This window comes from Azospirillum canadense, from assembly GCF_025961225.1.
Lineage (GTDB): Bacteria > Pseudomonadota > Alphaproteobacteria > Azospirillales > Azospirillaceae > Azospirillum > Azospirillum canadense.
Genome location: NZ_JAOQNG010000001.1, coordinates 534716 through 550219, shown reverse-complemented (window position 1 = coordinate 550219; position 15504 = coordinate 534716). Strand labels below are relative to the sequence as shown.

Genomic DNA, 15504 nt, shown 5'->3' with positions numbered 1-15504 from the left:
CCCCTTATCTCTTATAGGGCACCGGATCCACCAGCCCGGCCTTCTGGAAGCCCTTCAGGCGCAGCAGGCAGCTGTCGCAGGTGCCGCAGGCCTCGCCCTCCGGCGTCGGGTCGTAGCAGGAGTGGGTGAGGCCGTAGTCCACGCCCAGTTCCAGCCCGCGCCGAATGATGCCGGCCTTGTCCAGCGTCATCAGCGGCGCGTGGATCTTGAACCGGCTGGTCCCCTCCACCCCGGCCTTGGTGGCGAGGTTGGCCATGGTCTCGAAGGCCGTGATGTATTCCGGCCGGCAGTCCGGATAGCCGGAATAGTCCAGCGCGTTGACGCCGATGAAGATGTCCGATGCGTTCAGCGTCTCCGCCCAGGCCAGCGCGAAGGACAGGAAGATGGTGTTGCGCGCCGGCACGTAGGTGACCGGGATGCCCTCGCCCAGCTCCGAAGCGCTTCCGTGCTTGGGCACGTCGATGGCGTCGGTCAGGGCCGAACCGCCGAAGGCGCGCAGGTCGATGTCGGCGATGACGTGCCGGTCCACCCCCATCGCCGAAGCCACGCGCCGCGCCGCCTCCAGCTCCACCGCGTGGCGCTGGCCGTAGCGGAAGCTCAGCGCGTTGACCCGGTAGCCTTGGTCCTTGGCGATCGCCAGCACCGTCGTCGAATCGAGCCCGCCGCTGACCAGCACGACCGCGTTCTTTCCGTTCATGACCCTGCCCTTTCCTCAGTCCGGCCGATCCGCCATATTCCGTGGCCTGGGGATAGTCCTCTTCCCATGAACCGGTCAATGTCAGCGCCGCGCCGAACACCACATAGGAGCCCCGCCGTGACGTCCGAGTCCCCGCTCCAAAGCCCCCTGTTCAATGGCATGGACGCCGCCGCGATCGACCGGCAGTACAATTTCCGCAAACTGGTGCCCGAACACGCCGACCACTTCGCCCGGTGGGAGGCGCAAAGCGCCGCGGCGCGCGAGCGGCTCGGCGGCACCCTGGACATCCCCGTCGGCCCGCACCCGCGCCAGACGGTGGACGTCTTCCCGGCCGGTGACGGCGCACCCTTGCTGGTCTTCATCCACGGCGGCTATTGGCGGTCGCTGTCGAAGGCCATGCACTCCTTCATCGCGGAGCCCTTCGTGGCGCGGGGCGTTGCGGTGGCGATGATCGGCTACGGCCTGTGCCCGGACGTGACGATGGACGAGTTGATCGGCCACGCCCAGACCGGGCTGGACTGGACCATCGACCACGCGGCCGGCTTCGGCGCCGATTCGCGCCGCTTCGTCCTGGCCGGCCACTCCGCCGGCGGCCATCTGGCGACCACGCTGGTGTCCCGCAACCCGGAACGGGCGTCGGGCGCCGTATCCATCAGCGGAATCTACGATCTGGAACCGCTGCTGCATTTCGAGGTGAACGACCAACTGCGACTGAACCTGGAATCGGCACGCCGCTTGAGCCCGGTCCACAACGTTCCGGCCCCCGCCCCGCTGCTCGTCCTGGCCCTGGGGTCGAATGAGACCGACGAAATGCACCGCCAGCAGACCGACCAGGCTCGCGCCTGGGCCGCCGCCGGCAACGCGATTCAGGAGTTCGTGGAGCCCGGCGCCAACCATTTCAGCGTGGTGGACCGCTTCGCCGATCCGGACGGCGCCCTGTTCGACGCGACCATGGCGATGCTGCGCGGAACGGCCGGATAACAGCGGCAATGGCCCGAAACGCAAAAAGCCTCCCGCATCGGGGAGGCTTGCCTACGTAAAAGCGCGTCGCGCTGAAGAAATGTGGCGGATGGGGGGAGATTCGAACTCCCGATACCCTTGCGGGTATGCCGCATTTCGAGTGCGGTGCATTCAACCGCTCTGCCACCCATCCGCTGCCCCGTTTCCGGGGTGGCGCGGAACCTACCCAAAAGCCTTTGGCGATGCAAGCCCCTTGTTTGCGGGATTTTGCAGGAAAATGAACGCCGCTCCACCACCAACCCTGTTGACTCAGGGTGGGTCGTCGGTATAAATCCCCGCTCTCACGAACGGGCTTGCACCTCAAACGGTGGGCGAGCGGCCCGCTGTTTGTTTTGGAATAGGCAGTGACGACGATGTTTGCAGTGATCCGCACCGGCGGCAAGCAGTACAAGGTCGCCAATGGCGACGTGATCCGCGTTGAGAAGCTCGAGGCCGAGGCTGGCGCCTCCATCACGCTCGGCGACGTGCTGATGGTGAGCGACGGCGGCAGCGCCACGGTTGGCACCCCGACGGTTGCCGGCGCGGCCGTGACCGCCGAGGTGGTCGCCCAGGATCGCGGTCCGAAGATCATCGTCTTCAAGAAGAAGCGCCGCCAGAACTACCGCCGCAAGAACGGCCATCGCCAGGACCTGACCGTCCTGCGCATCACCGGGATCAACGGCGCCGCCTGAGCGGCCGCCGACCAGTCACAGGAGTAACCCCCCATGGCTCACAAAAAAGCAGGCGGCTCCTCGCGCAACGGCCGCGACTCCGCTGGCCGTCGCCTCGGCGTGAAGCACTTCGGCGGCGAGAACGTCGTCTCGGGCAACATCATCGTCCGCCAGCGCGGCACGAAGTTCCACCCGGGTGAGAACGTCGGCATCGGCCGCGATCACACGCTGTTCGCCACCGCGGCCGGCGTCGTGACCTTCAAGCGTTCCGCAAAGGGCCGCACCTTCGTCGCTGTCGAGGCGGTGCAGGTTCCGGCGGTCGCGGCCGAGTAAGCTTGGCCGGATAAGCTTGGCCGGCCCGTACGGTGTAAGCGGATAAATCGGGGGTCCGGGCAACCGGCCCCCGATTTTCTTTTGTTGGTATGGTGGTCTCCGCCCCTTCCCCTTCGGGAACGGCCGGCGGGGCGCCGTTTGCAGATTGGCCGGCACGGTCCCCCGATGAAGTTCCTCGATCAAGCCAAGGTGTTCCTGAAGAGCGGCGACGGCGGCCCCGGCGCCATCGCGTTCCGCCGCGAGAAGTTCATCGAGTTCGGTGGGCCGGACGGCGGCAACGGCGGGCGCGGCGGCGACGTGGTGATCGAGGCCGTGAACGGCCTGAACACGCTGATCGACTACCGCTACAAGCAGCATTTCAAGGCGCAGCGCGGCAACCACGGCATGGGGGCCAACCGCAACGGCGCCAAGGGCACCGACGTGGTGCTGCGCGTGCCGGTCGGGACCCAGATCCTGGACGAGGACCAGGAGACGGTGCTGCTCGACCTGACGGAGCCCGGCCAGCGCGTCGTCTACCTGAAGGGTGGCGACGGCGGCTTCGGCAACGCCTCCTACAAGACCCCGACGAATCGCGCCCCGCGCAAGGCCCATCCCGGCTGGCCGGGGGAGGAGCGCTGGGTCTGGCTGCGGCTGAAGCTGATCGCCGACACCGGCCTGCTGGGCTTGCCCAACGCCGGTAAGTCCACCTTCCTGGCCGCGACCACCGCGGCGAAGCCGAAGATCGCCGATTATCCCTTCACAACGCTCGCCCCCAACCTGGGCGTGGTGCGCGCCGGTGACGAGGAGTTCGTGATCGCCGACATCCCCGGCCTGATCGAGGGCGCGCACGAAGGCCACGGACTCGGCGACCGCTTCCTCGGCCATGTGGAGCGCACGCGCGTGCTGCTGCACCTGATCGACGGCACGGCCGAGGACGTCGTCCAGTCCTACACGACCATCCGCAACGAACTGGCGGCCTATGGCGGCAACCTCGCCGACAAGCCGGAGATCATCGGTCTGAACAAGGCCGACGCCCTGCTGGACGAGGAGGTCGCGGAGAAGAAGGCGGCGCTGGAGGAGGCTTCGGGCGCCGAGGTCATGGTGCTCTCCGGTGCCACCGGTCAGGGCGTGCAGGCTGTGCTTTACCGCTTGCTCACGCTCATCAAACAGTCCAAGGAAGAGGAGCCCGACGTCATCCACGCCCCGGCCACCCGCTCCATCCCGCGGCCGCCGGTCGGCCAGAAGGTGGACGACGAGTATGCGGGCTGGAACGAGGAAAAGGGCGAGTACGACCCTCTGCCCGCGGACTCCGACGACTGGGACGATGATGGCGACGACGGCGATGACGACCACGGTGACGACGACAGCGACGACAACACCAAGGGCTGACGCTCCCGCCCGGCTGCCCACCCTGCTCGACTCGCGCCGGCTGGTGGTGAAGATCGGCTCGGCCCTGCTGGTGGACAGCACGACGGGCCAGATCCGGCGGGAGTGGCTGGACGCGCTGGCCGACGATGTGGCCGCCTGCCGCAAGCGCGGGCAGGAGGTGGTGATCGTCACCTCCGGCGCCGTCGCCTGCGGGCGGGAGCATCTGGGCCTCGTCGGCCGTCCGCTGCGGCTGGAGGAAAAGCAGGCCGCCGCCGCCACCGGCCAGATCCGGCTTGCCGCCGCCTACCAGGAGACGCTGGCCCGCTACGGCCTGACCGTGGCCCAGGTGCTGGTGACGCTGGAGGACACGGAGGAGCGGCGCCGCCACCTGAACGGCCGCGCCACCATCGACACGCTGCTGAAGCTCGGCGCCATCCCGGTCATCAACGAGAACGATACGGTCGCGACCTCCGAAATCCGCTTCGGCGACAACGACCGCCTCGCCGCCCGCGTGGCGCAGATGATTTCCGCCGACACGCTGGTCCTGTTGTCGGACATCGACGGCCTCTACACCGCCGATCCGCGCAAGGACCCGGAGGCCAAGCACATCCCCGTCGTCCAGGAACTGACCTCCGACATCGAGAACATGGCCGGGGAGCCGCCTCCGGGCTACAGCTCCGGCGGCATGGTGACGAAGATCGTCGCCGCGCGCGTGGCTCTGGCCGCCGGCTGCCGCATGGTCATCGCCAAGGGCAAGCGCATGAACCCGCTGGCCGCGCTGGAGCAGCGGCCGGAGAACGGTGGGGCGCTGTGCACCTGGTTCCTCCCGGCGGCCGAGCCCTCCAGCGCCCGCAAGGCCTGGATCGGCGGCAATCTGAACGCCGCGGGCTCCCTGACCGTGGACGCGGGTGCGCTGAAGGCGCTCGCCAACGGGGCTAGCCTGCTGCCGGCCGGCGTGCGCGCCGTGGACGGTGACTTCGACCGCGGCGACGTGGTGGTGGTGAAGGCGCCGGACGGGCGCGAGGTGGCGCGCGGCCTGACCGCCTACGCCGCCGACGACGCCCGCCGCATCGCCGGCCGCAAGAGCCACGAGATCGAGGAGATCCTCGGCTACCGCGGCCGCGACGAAATGATCCACCGCGACGATCTGGTGGTGCGGTGAGCGTTCCCGTGTCGGTCCGCCCGCCGCTCCAGGCCATCCTCTGGGACATCGACGGCACGCTGCTGGACAGCGAGCCCTGGCACCAGCGCGCCACCATCGCGGTGTGCCGGGGCCTGGGCCATGACCTGACCGAGGAGCAGTACGGCAGCTCCCTCGGTATCGCCTTCCCGGAGTTCTACGCACGGCTGAACGCGCTGCGGCCCATGGCCGCGACCTTCCAGCAGTGGGCGGACGCCATCACCGACCTCTATCTGGAACGGCTCGCCGAGGTGGAGGCCCGCGCCGGCGCCTTCGCCCTGGTCGAGGCCTTCGCGGCGCGCGGCCTGCGGCAGGCCTGCGTGTCGAACAGCGGCCGGCGGGTGGTCGAGGCCAACCTGCGCCGGATTGCCAGCCCCCATTTCGCCTTCGGCCTCAGCCGCGACGAGGTGACCAACGGCAAGCCGCACCCGGAGCCCTACCTGACCGCCGCCGCCCGGCTGGGCGTGCCGCCGGAGGCCTGCGCGGTCATCGAGGACAGCCCCACCGGCGCCCGCGCCGGCAAGGCCGCCGGCATGCTGACCATCGCTTGGCCCCAGCACCCACACCTGCTGTTCGAAGCCGCCGACCACGTGGTCGAGGACCCCGCCGCCCTGGACTGGGACGCGCTCTGCAACTTCGCAGAGCGCATGGCGGCGGATTGAGCGTCCCTCCGCCTCACCCCTTCACGTAGAAGAAATACGCCGTCATCGCGACGCCCACGCCGATCACAAACTTGCGCAGCATCGGCGGGGGGATGTGGCGGGCAACCGCAGCGCCGGCGTAGCCGCCGGCCATGGCGGCGATCAGCATGACCAGCGCCTCGCTCCAATAGACGGCGCCGCCGAACACGAAAGCCACCACGGCCACCGCGTTCAGGCAGCCGGAGACAAGCGCCTTCAACCCGTTCATGGCGTGCAGGTCGGTCAGGCCGAAGACCCCCAGCGTCGCCAGGATCAAAATGCCGATACCGCCGCCGAAATAGCCGCCGTAGATGGCGATGAAGAACTGCACGATTAGCACCGTGCCGTGCCCGACCTTGAAGTTGCGGCGGATGTAGGCCGACACCTTGGGCCCGAAGGCGAACAGCACCGTGGCGAACAGCAGAAGCCAGGGCACCACGGCCTCGAAGGTCCGCTGCGGGGTCCACAGCAGAAGCAGCGCGCCCAGCAGCCCGCCGACCAGGCTGACGCCCAGGAAGGCCGGCAGGTTCACCTCGCGGATGCGCCCCAGTTCCCGCCGGTAGCCGTAGGCGCTGGCGAGCGCCCCCGGCGACACCGCGACCGTGCTGGTGGCGTTGGCGTTCAGCGGCGGCACCCCGGCCATGATCAGCGCCGGGAAGGTCAGGAAGCTGCCGCCCCCGGCCACGGCGTTGAGCACGCCCGCGAAGAAGGCGGAGACGATCAGCAGCAGGGTCAGCATGGGGCACGCGTCCGGCGGAAAAAAGGCGCGCGGACTATGCCCGTTCAGCACAGCTTTCGGTACTGCGTTTTCGACGCATCCCTGTTTCCAACGCGTACTCCTGCCCTACGACCGCGGCGGAAGCGTACGCAGGTACGCGATCAACGCCGTCAGCTCCGCGTCGTCGATGTTCTTGTAGAAATGAAAACCCATCGGCGGCCCCAGCCGGGTGCCGTCGGCGCGTACACCCTCGGTGATCGCGCGCTTGATCTGGGCGTCCGTCCACAGGCCCAGTCCATGCTCCTTGTCCGACGTGATGTTGCGGGACACGGTCGTCCCCCAGGGGCCGGTGAAATGCTCTCCGCCCAGCCCGGCGCGGGTCATGTCGCGGCGCCCGTCGGGAAGCATCGGCGTGTGGCATTCCAGGCAGTGGCCGAGCGGGCCGGCCATGTACGCGCCGTACGCCAGCCGGTCGCTGCGCGGCACATCCGGGACTGAGCCCACCGGCGGCCCGTACGCGGCCGGCAGGGGCATGCGGTACACCGACTTCGGCACCGCGTTCTTCACCGCCGGCACGCTGCGCAAGTAGGCGACGATGGCGCGCGCATCGCCGTCGGACATGCCGCGGTAGAACGCGATGGGCATCGGCGGGCCGATCAGCGACCCGTCCGGCCGCTTGCCCTCGCGGATCGCCATTATCAGCTGCTCGTCGGTCCAGCGGCCAATGCCGGTTTCGGGGTCCGGCGTAATGTTGGACGCGTAGGCGGTGAAGGGTTTCTCGTCAAAGAGCGTGCCCCCCGCCAGCTCCATTCCCGGCACCGGGCCGTTCGGCCCCTGCGGCGTGTGGCAGTTGCCGCAGGCGACGATGCCGCTCATCAAGGCCTTGCCGCGTTCCAGCGGCGTCTCCGCTTGGGCGCCCTGCCCCAGGCACAGCACGACAACCGCTGCGGCCAAGCCGCAGCGCATCAACCCCGTCATCTCCGCCTCCCCGCGTTTTCGCGTTTGGGAAAACGGTAACGCGGCAACAATCCGCGTCCCAGCGCATTGTTGAGCGCGCAGCTCAGCTTTTCGGCGTATTCACCCGCCTTTCGCGAGACTGGGCGATGGGTTAGAGTTGCGCCCCTTTCAACCGGGCCCGCGGAGTCGGGCCCCCACCGGAGTTGGACCGATGTCCGCCCTGCTTGAGACCACCGACGCCCTGCACGACCAGATGCTCGCCCTCGGCCGCGCCGCCCGCGCCGCCGCCGCGGAGCTGGCGACCGTGCCGGGACCGTCGAAGGATCAAGCCTTGAGGGCCGCCGCCGCCTCGATCCGCGCCCGCAAGGCGGAGATCCAGGCGGCCAACGACGCGGACGTCGCCGCGGTGGGCGAGCGGCTCGCCGGCCCCATGGTGGAACGGCTGACCCTGAACGACGCCCGCATTGAGGCGATGGCGAAGGGGCTGGAGGACATCGCCGATTTCCCCGATCCCATCGGCGGCGTGATGGCGGAATGGACGCGGCCCAACGGCCTGGCCATCCAGCGCGTGCGCGTGCCGCTGGGTGTCATCGGCATCATCTACGAAAGCCGCCCCAACGTGACGGCGGACGCCGGCGGCCTCTGCCTGAAGTCCGGCAACGCCGCCATCCTGCGCGGCGGGTCGGAGAGCGTCCGCTCCTCCCGCGTCATCGCCGACTGCCTGGTCGACGGCCTGCGCGCCGCCGGCCTGCCGGAGGCGGCGATCCAGCTGGTCCCCACCACGGACCGGGCGGCGGTCGGGCACCTGCTGACCATGCGCGGACTCGTCGACGTCATCGTGCCGCGCGGCGGCAAGTCGCTGATCGAGCGTATCTCCGAGGAAAGCCGCGTCCCGGTCATCAAGCACCTGGACGGCAACAACACCGTCTACGTCGATGCCGGCGCGGACCTGGAGAAGACGCGCAAGGTCGTGATGAACGCTAAGATGCGCCGCACCTCCGTCTGCGGTGCTGCGGAGACGCTGCTGATCGACCGCAAGGTGGCCGATCGCATGCTGCCGGTCCTGGTGAAGGACCTGCTGGACGCCGGCTGCGCCGTGCGCGGCGACGAGGCCGCCCAAGCCGCCGACCCGCGCGTCACGCCCGTGTCGCCTGAGGACTGGGACACCGAGTATCTGGACGCCATCATCGCCTGCGGCGTGGTGGACGGGGTGGACGCGGCCATCGCGCACGTCAACCGCCACGGTTCCCACCACACCGACGCCATCGTGACCGAGAATGCGACCGCGGCGGAGCGCTTCCTGAACCAAGTCGACAGCGCCATCGTGCTGTGGAACGCCAGCACCCAGTTCGCCGACGGCGGCGAGTTCGGCATGGGGGCGGAGATCGGCATCTCCACCGACAAGTTCCACGCCCGCGGCCCGGTCGGAGCGGAGCAGCTGACCAGCTACAAGTACGTTGTGCGCGGCGATGGCCAGACCCGGCCTTAGTCTTTCCATCATGTCGGCGGCAAGCGCTCTCCCTCACCCGCACCTCCTGTCCCCTCTCCCCCCTGGGGAGAGGGTTAGGGTGAGCGGGTCCAGCTTTGGCCGAACGTTTCGTGGAGCCCGGCCCCCTCACCCCGGCCCTCTCCCCAGAGGGGAGAGGGGGAACCCCCTCTCCCTACCCTCTCCCCGCTTTCGGCGGACCGAAGGTCCGCCTGTCGCGTCAGCGCAAACTTCGTTTGCGCGTGAGCGGAGGGGAGAGGGGCGATGACGCCCCCCCACCGCTACTCCGGCCCCCTCCACGCCGGCCTGCGCATCGGCCTGCTCGGCGGGTCTTTCAACCCGGCGCACGCGGGGCACCGGCACATCAGCCTGCACGCGCTGAAGGCGCTGGGGCTCGACCAGGTCTGGTGGCTGGTCAGCCCGCAGAACCCGCTGAAGCCAGCCAGCGGCATGGCATCGCTGGCCGAGCGCATGACGGAGGCGCGCGGCGTCGCCCGCCATCCCCGCATCCGGGTCACCGACATCGAGCGGGAGCTTGGCACGCGCTACACCGCCGACACGCTGGCCGAACTGAAGCGTCGCTTTCCAAGAACGCGCTTCGTCTGGCTGATGGGTGCGGACAATCTTCGGCAAATACCCCGCTGGCGGCATTGGACGCGAATCTTCCGGCTGGTCCCGGTTGCAGTTCTGGCCCGTCCAACTTATTCTATGAATGCGCTTGGTGGCATGGCCGCTCAGCGCTATGCCCGTCGCCGGGTGAAGGACCATCGGGCCAGGGGGTTGGCCGGCCACGCGACGCCGGCCTGGATCTTCCTCCGCAACCCGCTGCATCCGGCTTCGGCGACGGCGATCCGGCGGGCGCGTGCCCGCGGGTCGTGACCCTGTATGACGAGGTGGGTACCATCAACACGTTCATCGAACCGGCCGCGCCCGTTGTGCGGCCCGCGCCCGTTCCCCAGCCGCAGGAACTGAAGGCGCTTATCGAAAAGTCCCTGGACGACGACCAGGCGGATGACGTCATCGTCATCGATCTTGCCGGCAAGACCAGCATCGCGGACTACATGATCGTGGCGTCCGGCCGCAACACCCGGCACATCGCCGCCATGGCCATGAAGCTCGCCGACCGGCTGAAGCAGTCCGGCATCCGTGGCGTCGAGGTCGAAGGCCTGCCCCAGTGCGATTGGGTGCTCGTGGACGCCGGGGACGTCATCGTCCACCTGTTCCGCCCGGAAGTCCGGACCTTCTACAACATCGAGAAGATGTGGGGCCTGGATGCGCCGCGGCCATCGGCCGAGCGCATGAGCGCCTGACGTCGTTCGAGAGGGAGCCGGACCCATGCGTCTGTGGCTTGCCGCCGTCGGGCGGTCACGGACCGGTCCGGCGCGCGACCTCTACGACGAGTATGCCGGCCGGCTGAGCTGGCCGCTGACGCTCCGCGAGGTCGAGGTCAAGAAGCGCCTGCCGCCCGACGAAATGAAGCGGCAGGAGGCGGAGCTGTTGCTGGCCGCCATTCCCGCCGGCTCCATCGTCGTGGCGCTCGACGAGCGCGGGAAAAGCGTGTCCAGCGAGGCCTTCGCCGGCAAGATCGGCGCCTGGCGCGACCAGGGTGCCGCCGACATCGCCTTCCTGATCGGCGGGGCCGATGGCCACGGCGACGCGGTCCGCGCGCGCGCCGATTTTCTTTTGGCCTTGGGCCTCATGACCTGGCCGCATATGTTGGTGCGGGGCATGCTGGCGGAGCAACTCTACCGCGCCCAGCAAATCCTGGCCGGACACCCATATCACCGGGCGTGAGCGGGTGCGCCGGCCTTCGGCGTGCCTGCCCCACCCGGTGCAGCAGACCAACCACGAGCCGACCAACCACGACTGGCGTATGAGGAGCGCGATGACCGAGACCACACGTCCCCGCCCCGTTGTCCTGTGCATCCTGGACGGCTGGGGCTATCGCGAGGAGCGGACGGACAACGCCATCGCGCTGGCCGACACGCCGACCTGGGACCGGCTGTGGTCGTCGGAGCCGCGCGCCTTCCTGGAGGCCAGCGAGGAGGAGGTCGGCCTGCCCAAGGGGCAGATGGGCAACTCCGAGGTCGGGCACATGAACCTCGGCGCCGGCCGCGTGGTCATGCAGGACCTCGTCATGATCGACCACGCCATCGTCCAGGGCGAGTTCGAGCGCAACAAAGCGCTGAACGATCTGGTCACGGCGCTGCACAAGACCGGCGGGCGTTGCCACATCCTCGGCCTGCTGTCGCCCGGCGGCGTGCACTCCCATCAGGACCACATCGCCGCGCTGGCCGCCGTGCTGTCGCATGAGGGCGTGCCGGTCGAGGTCCACGCCTTCACCGACGGTCGTGACGTGCCGCCGCAGAGCGCCAAGGACCAGGTCGCCGAATTCATAGCCGACGTGCACGAACTGGCCGGGGTGAACGTCGCCACCGTGTCCGGCCGCTACTACGCCATGGACCGCGACAAGCGCTGGGACCGCGTCGCGAAGGCCTACGCCGCCATCGTGCGCGCCGAGGGCGAGCGCGCCGCCGACCCGATCCAGGCGATCGAGCAGAGCTACGCCACCGGCAAGCACGATGAGTTCATCCTGCCGACGATCATCGACGGCTACACCGGCCTGAAGGACGGCGACGCCATCCTGATGGCCAACTTCCGCGCTGACCGCGCGCGGGAGATCCTGGCCGCCTTCGTCGACCCCGCCTTCGACGGCTTCGACCGCGGCACCGTGCCTTCGCTCGCCGCTGCGGTGGGCATGGTCGAATATTCCTCGGCGCTTGCCAAGCTGATGACGACCATCTTTCCGCCGAAATCCTTGACCAAGGTGCTGGGCGAAGTGGTCAGCGAGGCCGGTTTGACTCAGTTGCGCATCGCGGAGACGGAGAAGTACCCGCACGTCACCTTCTTCTTCAATGGTGGCGAGGAGCGGGTGTATCCGGGCGAGGACCGCATCCTGGTGCCCTCCCCGAAGGTCGCGACCTACGATCTGCAGCCGGAGATGTCGGCGGCGGAGGTGACCGACAAGGTCGTGGCGGCCGTGGACAGTGGCAAGTACGACCTGGTCGTCATCAACTACGCCAACCCGGACATGGTCGGCCACACCGGCTTCCTGGACGCCGCCATGAAGGCGGTCCAGGCCGTGGACACGAGCCTCGGCCGGCTGGAGGCCGCGGTGCGCCGCCAGGGCGGCGTCATGCTGGTCACCGCCGACCACGGCAACTGCGAGATGATGACCGATCCGGAGACCCACGGCCCGCACACCGCCCATACGCTGGACAAGGTGCCGCTGGTGCTGGTCAACAGCCCGGCCGACGTGAAGGCGATCCGCAGCGGCCGGCTGGCCGACATCGCGCCGACCCTGCTCGACCTGATGAAGCTGCCGGTGCCCTCCGAGATGACCGGCCGCAGCCTGCTCGACCGCGCCGCCGCGCAAGCCGCCGCGGAATAACGCATGGGCGCAGAGCAGACCTGGCGGACCGTCCTCGCGACCGTCCTTGCTCTGGGCCCCCACCCTAACCCTCCCCCATCTTCGACGGGGGAGGGAACTCCGCAGCACGACCCCCAAAGCCCTCCCCTGCGAAGTGGGGGAGGGTTGGGTGGGGGCCCAGCGCACGCGCTTACCCTCCTCGCCCTCCTCCTCTCCACCCCAGCCTTCGCTCAACACGAAGCCCCCCAGCAGACGCTGAAGCGCGTCGAGCAGGAAATCCAGGCGGACAAATCCCGCCAGAAGCAGCTCGACCAGCAGTCGCAGAGCCTGCAAAAGGAACTGGACGACCTGCGCGCCCGGGTGATCGGCCTCGCCGCGGAGGAGCGCGCGCAGGAAAACGACCTTGCCCAGTTGGAAGACACGCTCACCAAGTTGGAAACCGAGGAACAGGACCGGTCGGCCGCGCTGGAGGGCGAGCGCCAGCAGATCGCCGGCCTGCTCGCGGCGCTCCAGCGCCTAGCCCGCATTCCGCCGGAGGCCGCGCTGGCCCGGCCCGAGGGGCCGGTGGACACGCTGCGCTCCGCCCTGCTGCTGCGCGACACCGTGCCGGCGCTGCGCGCCCGGGCCGACGCCCTGGCCGGCGCCCTGACCAAGCTGGCCGAGACGCGCGAGACGCTGGAGACGCAGCGCCGCCGCACGCTGGCCGCCCGCACCGCCCTGGCCGAACGCCAGAACGACCTGTCCAAGCTGGTCGCGCGCCGCGAAGAGCTGTCGCGCCAGACCGAAGAGGAAAGGGTCCAGGTCGCGCAGCACGCCACCCGGCTGGCCGGGCAGGCCACCGACCTGCGCCAGCTGATGGAGCGCATCGAGGCGGAACGCCGCGCCGCCGCCGAGGCCGCCGCGAAGCGTGAGGCCGAGCGGCTGGAAGCCGAGCGCAAGGAGGCGGAGCGCCGTGACGCGGAACGGCGCGAGGCCGAACGCAAGCTCGCCGCCAAGAAGGAGGCGGAGCGCCGGGAGGCCGAGCGGAAGCTGGCCGAACAGCGCGCCGCGGAGCAGCGCTTGGCGGAACAGAGGGCGGCCGAGCAGAAGGCCGCTGAGGAAAAGGCTGCCGAGCGGGCGCGGGCGGAGGCGGAATTCGCCGCCGCCCAGCGTGCGCCGGACGCAGAAACCGTGGTCGGCGGGCGCATGCCGGCGGTCGGCAAGGTCACCGTCCGCTATGGCGAATCCGACCGCTTCGGCTCCACCAGCCGGGGCATCACCATCCAGGCCCGGCCGGGCGGCACCGTCGTGGCGCCGCAGGCCGGAACGATCATGTTCGCCGGACCGTTTCGCGGCTATGGGCAAATCTTGATCGTTGAACACAGCAATGGATATCATAGTCTGATTGCTGGATTTGGCCGCATCGACACGGCCGTCGGCAGGCGCGTGGCCACCGGGGAGCCCATTGGTTTGATGCCCGCCGACGGAAGCCCGGATCTCTACTTCGAACTGCGAAGACACGGTCAGCCGATCAACCCGCAACGCGGCTTCGGCACCCCGGAGGGGAAAGGACAAGGGTAGATGAGGATAGTCAAGCGAGCCGCCACAGCAGCCGCCCTGGTGTTCCTGGGCGCCGGCGTTGCCACCGTCACCGCGCAGGTCAGCAACAACAGCAACACGTCGGAGACCTACCGGCAGCTCAATCTGTTCGGCGACGTCTTCGAGCGCGTGCGCGCGGAGTATGTCGAGCAGGTCACCGACGAGCAGCTGATCGAGTCCGCCATCAACGGCATGCTCACCTCGCTCGACCCGCATTCCAGCTACCTGAACCGGAAAAGCTTCCAGGACATGCAGGTGCAGACCCGCGGCGAGTTCGGCGGGCTGGGCATCGAGGTCACGATGGAAAACGGCCTGATCAAGGTCGTCTCGCCCATCGACGACACGCCCGCCTTCCGCGCCGGTCTGCAGCCGGGCGACCTGATCGTCCAGCTGAACGGGGAGGCCGTGATGGGCCTGGCCCTGAACGAGGCGGTGGAGAAAATGCGCGGCCCTGTGGGCAGCGACATCAAGGTCACCGTCCGCCGCGGCGAGGCCGGCGAGCCCTTCGAGGTCACGCTGACCCGCGCCGTGATCAAGGTGCAGTCGGTCCGCTACCGCACCGAGGGCGACATCGGCTACATCCGCATCACCAGCTTCAACGAACAGACCCAGCAGGGGCTGGAGCGGGCCATCACCTCCGTCCAGCAGCAGCTCGGCGACAAGCTGAAGGGCTTCGTGCTCGACCTGCGCAACAACCCGGGCGGCTTGCTCGACCAGGCGGTGTCGGTGTCCGACACGTTCCTCGACAAGGGCGAGATCGTCTCCACCCGCGGTCGCAAGGCCGAGGAGGGCACGCGCTACAACGCCAAGCCGGGCGACATGATCAAGGGCATGCCGCTGATCGTGCTGGTCAACGGCGGGTCGGCCTCCGCGTCGGAGATCGTCGCTGGCGCCCTGCAGGACCACAAGCGGGCGCTGGTGCTGGGCACCCAGTCCTTCGGCAAGGGCTCGGTCCAGACCATCATCCCGCTGCCGGGCCATGGCGCCATGCGCCTGACCACCGCGCGCTACTACACGCCGTCGGGCCGGTCGATCCAGGCGCTGGGCATCACGCCCGACATCGAGGTGCATCCGGCCAAGGTGGAGGACACCGACCAGGGCGTCGCCCGCCGCCGCGAAAGCGATCTGCGCGGCGCGCTGCGCAACCCGGACTCCGCCGCGCCCGGCCAGCCGCCGAAGCCGGCGACCACCCAGCCGGCTCCCGGACCGGGCGCCAGCAACGCCCCGGCGCCGGGTGCCGCACCGAAGGCCGGTGCCGCCCCTGGAAATGCCGCCAACCCGCCGGCCGCCGCTCCCGCCACGGGCGAGAATGGCGAACCGGCCGCGGCGGCCGGCCAGCCGCCGTTCGACTACCAGCTGGCGCGTGCGCTCGACCTGCTGCGGGGCGTCGCGCTGTTCCAGGCCCGCAACACGCACTGACGGAGTGAC

Annotated in this window: 16 protein-coding genes and 1 tRNA gene; 13 read left to right on the top strand and 4 right to left on the bottom strand. The window is 69.3% G+C overall.

Features of this window, described 5'->3' with window-relative positions:
• Positions 1 to 4 precede the first annotated feature (4 nt).
• A complete protein-coding gene (gene queC, locus M2351_RS02630; RefSeq protein WP_264654602.1) occupies positions 5 to 697 on the bottom strand; it encodes a 7-cyano-7-deazaguanine synthase QueC in 693 nt (230 codons plus the stop codon).
• 117 nt (positions 698 to 814) lie between these two features.
• Here queC and M2351_RS02625 point away from each other — a divergent pair, with 117 nt between their 5' ends.
• A complete protein-coding gene (locus tag M2351_RS02625) occupies positions 815 to 1678 on the top strand; it encodes an alpha/beta hydrolase (RefSeq protein WP_264654601.1) in 864 nt (287 codons plus the stop codon).
• Positions 1679 to 1760: 82 nt separating this feature from the next.
• Here M2351_RS02625 and M2351_RS02620 read toward each other — a convergent pair.
• Positions 1761 to 1850, bottom strand: a tRNA-Ser gene (locus M2351_RS02620).
• Positions 1851 to 2070: 220 nt separating this feature from the next.
• Between M2351_RS02620 and rplU the strand changes: the two genes are divergently transcribed.
• The 5 genes from rplU (at position 2071) to M2351_RS02595 (ending at position 5889) form a co-directional block, all read left to right on the top strand.
• Positions 2071 to 2388 carry a 50S ribosomal protein L21 gene (rplU, locus tag M2351_RS02615; RefSeq protein ID WP_209769689.1) on the top strand — a complete coding sequence of 106 codons (318 nt, stop codon included), beginning with the start codon at positions 2071 to 2073 and terminating at the stop codon, positions 2386 to 2388.
• A 33-nt stretch (positions 2389 to 2421) separates the two neighbouring features.
• Entirely contained in the window at positions 2422 to 2700 is a 279-nt protein-coding gene (gene rpmA / locus M2351_RS02610) for a 50S ribosomal protein L27 (RefSeq protein ID WP_264654600.1), read from the top strand.
• Positions 2701 to 2865: 165 nt separating this feature from the next.
• Positions 2866 to 4068 carry a GTPase ObgE gene (obgE, locus tag M2351_RS02605; RefSeq protein ID WP_264654599.1) on the top strand — a complete coding sequence of 401 codons (1203 nt, stop codon included), beginning with the start codon at positions 2866 to 2868 and terminating at the stop codon, positions 4066 to 4068.
• Complete coding sequence (gene proB, locus M2351_RS02600) at positions 4004 to 5209, top strand: glutamate 5-kinase (protein WP_264654598.1); 1206 nt, start codon at positions 4004 to 4006, stop codon at positions 5207 to 5209. The genes obgE and proB overlap by 65 nt, the downstream gene beginning before the upstream one ends.
• Positions 5206 to 5889 (top strand): HAD family hydrolase, encoded by a 684-nt coding sequence (locus M2351_RS02595; protein WP_264654597.1) that lies wholly within the window; start codon positions 5206 to 5208, stop codon positions 5887 to 5889. Before proB ends, M2351_RS02595 begins: the two co-directional genes overlap by 4 nt.
• Positions 5890 to 5902: 13 nt before the next feature.
• Here M2351_RS02595 and M2351_RS02590 read toward each other — a convergent pair whose 3' ends face one another.
• Together M2351_RS02590 and M2351_RS02585 are read right to left on the bottom strand one after the other, a co-directional pair.
• Entirely contained in the window at positions 5903 to 6646 is a 744-nt protein-coding gene (locus M2351_RS02590; RefSeq protein ID WP_264654596.1) for a sulfite exporter TauE/SafE family protein, read from the bottom strand.
• A gap of 105 nt (positions 6647 to 6751) precedes the next feature.
• Positions 6752 to 7603, bottom strand: a complete 852-nt coding sequence (locus M2351_RS02585) for a c-type cytochrome (protein WP_264654595.1) — start codon at positions 7601 to 7603, stop codon at positions 6752 to 6754.
• Positions 7604 to 7793: 190 nt separating this feature from the next.
• Between M2351_RS02585 and M2351_RS02580 the strand changes: the two genes are divergently transcribed.
• The 7 genes from M2351_RS02580 to M2351_RS02550 all read left to right on the top strand — a co-directional run bounded on the left by M2351_RS02580 (position 7794) and on the right by M2351_RS02550 (position 15495).
• Entirely contained in the window at positions 7794 to 9071 is a 1278-nt protein-coding gene (locus tag M2351_RS02580; protein ID WP_264654594.1) for a glutamate-5-semialdehyde dehydrogenase, read from the top strand.
• A gap of 261 nt (positions 9072 to 9332) precedes the next feature.
• Positions 9333 to 9947 (top strand): nicotinate-nucleotide adenylyltransferase, encoded by a 615-nt coding sequence (locus M2351_RS02575; protein ID WP_264654593.1) that lies wholly within the window; start codon positions 9333 to 9335, stop codon positions 9945 to 9947.
• Positions 9944 to 10378: a ribosome silencing factor gene (gene rsfS, locus M2351_RS02570; RefSeq protein ID WP_209769647.1), complete on the top strand. Its 435-nt coding sequence runs from the start codon at positions 9944 to 9946 to the stop codon at positions 10376 to 10378. The genes M2351_RS02575 and rsfS overlap by 4 nt, the downstream gene beginning before the upstream one ends.
• Positions 10379 to 10403: 25 nt before the next feature.
• Complete coding sequence (gene rlmH, locus M2351_RS02565; RefSeq protein ID WP_264654592.1) at positions 10404 to 10862, top strand: 23S rRNA (pseudouridine(1915)-N(3))-methyltransferase RlmH; 459 nt, start codon at positions 10404 to 10406, stop codon at positions 10860 to 10862.
• A gap of 91 nt (positions 10863 to 10953) precedes the next feature.
• Positions 10954 to 12519, top strand: a complete 1566-nt coding sequence (gene gpmI / locus M2351_RS02560; RefSeq protein WP_264654591.1) for a 2,3-bisphosphoglycerate-independent phosphoglycerate mutase — start codon at positions 10954 to 10956, stop codon at positions 12517 to 12519.
• 144 nt (positions 12520 to 12663) lie between these two features.
• Positions 12664 to 14058, top strand: a complete 1395-nt coding sequence (locus M2351_RS02555) for a murein hydrolase activator EnvC family protein (protein ID WP_264654590.1) — start codon at positions 12664 to 12666, stop codon at positions 14056 to 14058.
• Entirely contained in the window at positions 14059 to 15495 is a 1437-nt protein-coding gene (locus M2351_RS02550; RefSeq protein WP_264654589.1) for a S41 family peptidase, read from the top strand.
• Positions 15496 to 15504 lie beyond the last annotated feature (9 nt).